We start from the raw sequence: 7718 nt of genomic DNA on the forward strand, positions 1-7718 counted from the left end.
ACCCTTCCAGTTCTTTGTCGATATCCTTGACCCCGCCAAGTTAGAAACAGCGTCCTTATGGTAAGCGTCGATCTCACCGGTGCCCGCCCCTCGAATGCCGGTGACGAATTTCATGAACTGTGGGCGCTCCAGCAAATTCTCAAGCTGCTCGACCAGGGGACGCCGCTTCGGGCCGTCACTGTTGAAGGGCTTCGAACCAGTGACGAAGTCGGAGCCGAGCCGGCAGCATGGGAGGGAGTGGATTGCGCGTTCTACCACGGCGGTGACTCGCTAGCGACAGCGACGCGATTTGTTCTGGACCAACTGAAGTACTCCTCCGCCAATCCGGAAACTGCTTGGACTGTCTCACGACTTTGCGCCGCTACGAACAAGCGGCAGGACAATTCCGTCGTTGCGCATCTCGCTGCAGCGTATCAGGCTGTCCGTAATGCCCGCCCTGAGTTCAGCCCCGGGCGCGAAATCGTCATCCGTCTTGTGTCCAACCAGCCGGTTGCGCCGGAGGTGGTACGCGCACTTGCGGGCGTTTCCGCTTTCGCAAGCGATCGGGAGAGGCTTCGGGCAGCAAGCCGGCTCGACCCCGAGGACTTTGGGGACTTCTCGGTCGCGCTCGATCTTACCGAGACCGGCGCGGTGTCGCGCTATGCGCTCGACGCAGCCGTCGTCGCCAACCTCGCGGCGCTGACCGAAGACGACGCGCGCGTCAGCCGCGACGAACTCATGCGCTGGCTCCGCACCCGCTACATGATGCCTGATCGGCCCCAAGAGCCAATCACCCTGGCGGACCTCTTAATTCAACTCGCAGGTAGCGCCGACCCGGCCACGTTATTCCCCTGTGAGCCCGCACTGAAGCGCATCGTCGACCCGATCCCGCGCGCGGCAACACAGACTATCGTCCGACGACTGCAGGAAGGCGCCCAACGCCTGATCCTCGTCGGCGAGGGCGGGTGCGGTAAGACCACGGCGCTGTTCGAGGTGTCGGCTGGCCTGCAGCAAGGGTCCGAGATGATCCTGTTCGATTGCTACGGAGCGGGCCGCTATCTCGATTCGGACGCGCAACGTCACCGTCCGCACGATGCCTTCCTTCAGCTCTCCAATGATCTCGCTCGCCAACTGCGTACGCCGCTCCTGATCTCCCGAACGAAGATGACCGACGCCCCACGCACCTTCAAGCGTCGATTAGTTGACACCGCCCTGCTGGTCGCCGCCCGCGGCCCAGAAGCGCTCCTCGTCGTGGCCATCGACGCAGCCGACAACGCGGTCACCGCTGCGATCAACGATCCGCTTAAGGGGCAGAGTTTCCTGCCGGGCTTCGTTGGACTTGGTGATTTGCCTGCCAATGTCCGCTTAATTCTGTCCGCCCGGCCCGGTCGCATCCAAGGCCTCCACCTACCGCATACCTTTGAGATGCACGAGATCGGACCGTTCACTCCTGAGGAGACCGCTGCTCACGCGCGCCGCAGTTGGTCGGAGGCACCAGAGGTTTGGCTCCAGGACTTCCATGCGCTCTCAAACGGCAATCCGCGCGTTCAGGAATACGCGCTGGGCCAGGCAGGCACCGACCACGCCCGCGCTACGGACGCCCTGCGGCCGACAGGCAAGAGTCTCGACGCCGTATTCTTTGAGAGTTTCAACGCTGCGCTACGCAAGGCAGGATCGATCGAGGAGCTGACGATATTCTGTGCGGCGCTGATCGCTTTGCCGCGGCCGGCGCCCCTCAGCCACATCGCCGCCGTCACCCAGCTCGATGAGGCGCAGGTCCGCAACCTCGTCGCCGATCTGCGTACGGGAGGCCTACGCCTCGCCGGCGATGGCGTGGGTTTTGCGGACGAGGACCTGGAGCAGTTTGTCCGCGCGAAGGCCAGTGATGCGCTCGACGAAGTGCGCGGACGGATCGCCGATCGCCTCCAGGCCCGGCGCGCGGACGACGCCTACGCCGCGGCTCACGTTGCAGGTGCACTGCTAGCGGCAGGTCGGCGCAACGAGATCGTCACCCTCGTCAAGGAGGAAGCTGAGGCCCACGCGATCGCCGATCCAGTGCGACGTCGGGAGGTACAACTTCATCGCCTTGCAGTGGCCATGAAGGTCTGTCGTGATACAGGCTGTGCTGTTGATGCGGCTATGACCATCATCGCCGGCGCGGAAGCCGTACGCACCGATGCCGCCATCACGGAGCTGCTCGTCGACAACCCCGATTTGGCGGTCCGCTTTGCGCCGGAGAGCGTGTCCCGCCTGCTCCGCGACTCGCAATCCATCGCGATCCATGGTCCGCTGCTGATGCATCGGATGGCGCAGGACTCGCGGAACGGTGACGACGTTGCGGTACGAGAAGGGTTGCGGCGGTTGGGCGCGTGGGCACGGCGCCGGAATGATGCGACTTGCGATGATGAGGGGGCGACGGACGCTTGGCCGATCTCTTGCGCGGACAATGCAGCCGCCGTGGCGGCGCTGATTCGGACGGAGGGGCCGGCCGCGCTGCAACGTCGCCTCCGTGGCTGGCCGCCGCGTCAGCTGCTCGATCTTGCTGTAGTCGCCAGCGGTTCGCTTGCCACGGCGGGCGAGCATCAGCGCCTCGCGGACTGGCTGGAATTGGCACCGCCCCCTCGTCTTTATCGCTTCATTCCGCTTACCTACCTCGCCCTGCTCGGTCGACCGGTCGATGCTGAGGAGCTGCTCAGCTCGCTGGAACGGGCGGCGCGGACGGGATCGATCGACATCGACACCGTCGATACGAACTACAGGGGCGATGACGCCTCCGCGGACCTCGCCGATCTTTTCATGACCGGTTGCGAGGTGGCGCTCGCAAACGGCGCCGCGGCCTGCCGGGTGTCCGAGCTTTCGGACAACCTCCGTCCGCCATCGCTGCGGCGGCGCCGCCACGTGGTGAACGCCACCCAGCTTGCGCTTGCGCTGCGCGCCCACGCACTGTGCGAGACGATCGCCGGGAACGACGACGTCGGCGGGACCTTCCTCACCGACGAGCCGGACCCGGACGCCATTAGGAGGGGCGATCAGCGGGACGATACCGCAGTGCTAGTGGCTGCTGCCGCGCCGTTATATGCGACTCGGGCTCGCCTTCTTTTGGGGAAAGCAACAGTTGCCGATCTCCGGCTGCCCGTTACTCGCGAGACTTGGCGTCTAGAATCGTTCACTCGGTCGCATACGCTCAAGCGCCTCTGCGGATGGGGAGCCGTTGCGTTGGCGCGGCTTTGTCACGTGCCGGATCTCGTTGGTCCGGAGATTGCGCTGCGCGTTGTCAACTGCGCCGAGACTGAGCCCGCCTACCCCCTCACCGCCGAGACCAAGCACCTCGAAGCGCTCTCGCTGCACTCTGAATTGCATTCCAACGTACTTGACGAAATCGCAAAACGGGCAGCGGCGATCAAGGAACTCCGGACTACCGCTAGCGAGAAGAGCAGGGCACTGATCGAGCTTGCCCGTATCTTGGCGCCGGTGAGCGAGCAAGACGCTCAGGCGATCTTCGAAGATGCCGTGGCGGTAGCCGGAGAGGTCGACAACGAGATGGCATTCGCTCTTCGAACGCTGACCGGGGTGCTTGCCCGCGGCATCGACCGAATGAGCGATACGGATCGTGGCGTCGTCGCGACTGGTCTCGTGGTGGCTGCCAGCGATATTGGACTGCGCCTCGACAACACCGACGTCATGCCGTGGGAGGCGGTGATCGAGGCTCTTGTGCGCCTCGATCTAGGTGTCGCAATGGCGGCTTTGGCGCGCTGGGATGACGAAGGCCTCGTGCACCGACGCTTTAACCTCTCGGCCTTGGTTATGTCGGGCCTCGGTGTCGGCGCGATCTCGGCGGAGCGCGCCACCGCCTTGACGGCACTAATGGAGCACACGGAGCCGCAGCTATTGGCGGCGATCGTACAAGCCGCGCGGCGACACGCGCCGGAGCGGCGCCGCGCCATCGCCGAAGAAATCGCCCGCGACGAATGCCTGTATCACAGCCGTGGCGAACGCGAGGCGGTGCTAGAGTTGGTTAGACCTCTTGCCGGATCAGCACAGACTGAAGGTTGGGCCGGTGCGCTGAATGACCTCGCGACGGCGCATACGAGGTTTCAGTCCGGCGCGCCCGCGGAACGACGCGGAGCGGTAAAACGCGACCGGCCATCCGAACGCATCGATCCGCTTTCGAATGTGGATTGGCGATCGCCGCGCTGGACGACCCCGGAAGCTATCGACGCCGTCCTCGACGACCTCCTGAGCCAGCGCCGTGAGACGGGCGCGTTTTTCTCCATCGGGGAGGCGCTGGATCGCATGGCTGCCGTTGTTCAACCTGCCGATCGCGTGGACCACCTCAACGCTGTCGTCGCGTTGCGCTCGGAGGGTGTCGCATCCTGGGAATTGGGGGACGTCCTCAAGCGCCGGCTCGCCGAGTGGCGAGATCAGCCGGCTATTGGGCGTTGGAGGCGCGAGTCACTACTCGAGGCCGTCACCCAGCATCTCCCAGGCTTCTGTCGAGGCCTCGCACACGGCTACGCGCCGCTTCCCGACCTACTGACCGCCACGGGGGCCTCGGAAGCGCGGATCCACGACGCGGTTCTCCGCGGGATCGAGCAGGGGGTCGAACAGCTCGATGCCTCAGCCCTCTACGCCCTTGTCGATCTGATCGGCGGATATGAGCCACCGGAGACAGCTAAGGCAATCGCACAGCAATTCGTCGAACGTCTTGCCGCCGCGGTCCCGGATCGACATCGCCGCCCGCCGCGAAACATCGATCTTCCGAAGAACCCTACCGAGGCGATAGCTAAGTTTCTGTATGCATTAATGAGCGACGTCGAGGTACCGTTGCGCTGGCGCGCCGCTCATGCCGTCCGACGCCTCGCGCGGCTCGGCGATACCGAAGCGATCGACGCGCTGGTGCAGCTTCTCGACCACCGAGATGAGAGGGCGTTCCGCAATCCAGACGCTCCATTCTACTGGCTCTCGGCACGGCTTTGGCTCCTCATCGCCCTCGACCGGGTCGGTGATGAAGCGCCCCAGATGCTCGTCCCCCATACGCGCCGCCTCCTCGCGGCCGCAACGGATGAGGAACTACCGCACGTGCTCATGCGCGCCTTCGCGGCATCAGCACTCACAAAGCTGGTCGACCGGAGCGTAGTCGTTCTAGCGAAAGCGGAAGCGAAAGCGCTGGCCGCGGTGAATACGCCGGCGCAACCTGCGTCGCCGACGCCGCATTCGTTTGACCGCGGTTTTGGTCACGTCCCGTACGACGAGATTAGGAGCCGACGGTATCAGTTCGACACGATGGACACCGTGCCATACTGGTATGGATCTGCCGCTCGGATCTTTGCCGACGTGACTCCAGATTTGTTTCTCGATACGGCGGAAGCATTCATCGTCGACCTCTGGAGTGACGGCGGCGTCGAGCGCTCGTGGGATTCGCAGCCAAGACGCACTCGCCTGTTGGGGCAGCATCCCCTTTCCACAATGCACCGCCACGGTTCACGGCCGTCGCTTGAGCGCTGGGACACGCACGTCGAATGGCACGCAATGTTCTGCACCGTCGGTACGCTGCTCCGAACGCAGGCACCTGCCGAGGCAGACGATTTTTATGACCGGAATATCGCTGCGAATTGGCTTCAACGCGAGGGGCTGACCGCGCCGCCGTTGTGGCTCTCAGACCGCCTCGCACCGACACCTACCCCCTTGAGCGATTGGCGCGATCCGGAGGACCAGGGGACGTGGCTGGAGGAGGCGGAGGAGGACAGACTACGCGCACTCGTCGGCCTAGACGCGGACGGCCCGATTGTATCGGGAGGCTATTGGGTCGTCAGTGGCCGTCGCACACGTTTCACAGTGAACGTTTGCAGCGCGCTGGTGCGGCCTGAAGAGGCCCCGGACCTTCTGACGAAATTGGCGCGAACAGAGCATCATGAGTATTTCCTGCCGGCGGAAGACGACGAGCACGCAAGTGATTCCTCTCATCGCTTTATCGGCTGGCTACGCCACGGTGATACGGATGCCGGGCTCGACGTCCACGACCCGCTCCGCAACGGTGTAGACGGCGGCTTCTATCGACCGGGACTTGCCGCGCATGAGGTGCTTAAGCTGACGCGGGGAATCGAGGTGGGACGTCTCACCTGGCGCCAGCCTGACGGTAGGGTCGCTTTTATCGCTGAAGCCTGGGGTGACCTCGCCGGCGATCAGGACGAGAGGCGTGTGGCATACAGCGATCGCGCCCGCTCGGACGGGTATCGCCTCAGCGTATCGCGCCCATCGCTTCGAACTTTCCTCTGCCATTCCGGTCTGGATATCTTGATCGAGGTAACCCTAACGAAGTTCCAGAACAGCGACGCCGGCCGGCCCTCTTACGACGAGAACTCCTGCCGAGCGCATACTCGCTTGTATCTCCTGCGGCGCGACGGCTCACTCCATGTAGCTGATGGCATGGTGAGTCAGTGGTCGGCGCTTGCTCCGTAGACGTGCGTAACCACGACATCGCTGCAGAAACGAAGTCCTAGAAGGTTCAGACTATACCTTTGGAGCTGTTTCACCGTGGGCAGTGACGTTGCCCCCTGAAGTGTCCTCGGTCTGAACTGGACTCCGTCGGAAGGAGACGGAGATGAAGAAGAGTCGCTTCAGTGAGGAGCAGATCATCGCGGTGCTGAAGGAGCATTCGGCGGGGATCGGCGTGACAGAGCTGTGCCGCAAGCACGGGATCAGCGATGCGACCTTCTACACCTGGCGCAAGCGTTACGGCGGCATGGAGGTCTCGGACGCTAGGCGACTGAAGGCGCTGGAGGATGAGAACGCTCGCCTCAAGAAGCTTCTCGCCGAACAGATGCTCGATGTCGCGACGCTGAAAGACGCTCTGGGACAAAACTTCTGACGCCCGGCGCGCGGAGAGGCTTCGTGAGCTGGGCTATTGAGACGAAGGGATATTCCCAGCGGCGCGCCTGTGCGCTGATCGGGATGCATCCCAGGACCTACCTCTACCAGTCGCAGCGGTCGGACGACGCGGCCATGCGCGAACGGCTGAAGGCGCTAGCGAACGAGCGGCGCCGGTTCGGCTATCGGCGGCTGCACATCCTGTTGCGACGCGAAGGCATCGAGGTGAACCACAAGAAGCTGTTCCGCGTGTATCGGGAGGAACGGCTGACCGTGCGGCGCCGGGGCGGCCGCAAACGTGCGATCGGAACACGCTCGCCGATGACGCTGCCGCAGGGACCGAACCAGCGCTGGAGCCTCGACTTCGTCTCCGACCAACTCAGCGACGGGCGTCGCTTCCGTGTGCTGGTCGTGGTCGATGACTTCACCCGCGAGTGTCTGGCGCTGGTCGTCGACACGTCCTTGTCGGGCGCCCGGGTGGCGCGAGAGCTCGACAGCCTCATCGCCCAGCGTGGCAAACCGCTGATGGTCGTTAGCGACAACGGCACGGAACTGACCTCCCGCGCCATCCTCGAATGGCAGGAGGATCGCCGCGTCGAGTGGCATTACATTGCCCCCGGCAAGCCGATGCAGAACGGGTTCGTCGAGAGCCTGAATGGCCGGTTCCGAGACGAGTGCCTGAACGAGCACCTCTTCCGCAGCCTGCCGGCTGCTCGCCGCCTCATCGAGGAATGGCGGGCCGACTACAATCACGACCGCCCGCACACCAGCCTCGGCGGCCTCACCCCGAACGAGTTTGCAACCCGGTCCCGACAGGACCACAACACGAACAGAGTCCAGCTATGAGCGGGGACACTTCGGGGGCAACGTCA

2 protein-coding genes are annotated in these 7718 nt (G+C 64.1%); both read left to right on the forward strand.

Going from position 1 to position 7718, the window contains the following annotated elements; all coding sequences use genetic code 11:
• Positions 1 to 57 precede the first annotated feature (57 nt).
• The gene (locus tag L1787_RS05980; protein ID WP_235707765.1) at positions 58 to 6438 is read left to right on the forward strand and encodes a hypothetical protein; all 6381 of its coding nucleotides are present in this window, start codon (positions 58 to 60) and stop codon (positions 6436 to 6438) included.
• A 142-nt stretch (positions 6439 to 6580) separates the two neighbouring features.
• Positions 6581 to 7692 (forward strand): IS3 family transposase gene (locus tag L1787_RS05985; RefSeq protein ID WP_235706437.1). Its coding sequence is split into 2 segments (ribosomal slippage): positions 6581 to 6836 and positions 6836 to 7692, totalling 1113 coding nucleotides; the frame shifts between segments, so codons are not numbered across the junction.
• The last annotated feature ends 26 nt before the right edge of the window (positions 7693 to 7718 follow it).

It is taken from the genome of Acuticoccus kalidii (assembly GCF_021556395.1).
Classification (GTDB): domain Bacteria; phylum Pseudomonadota; class Alphaproteobacteria; order Rhizobiales; family Amorphaceae; genus Acuticoccus; species Acuticoccus kalidii.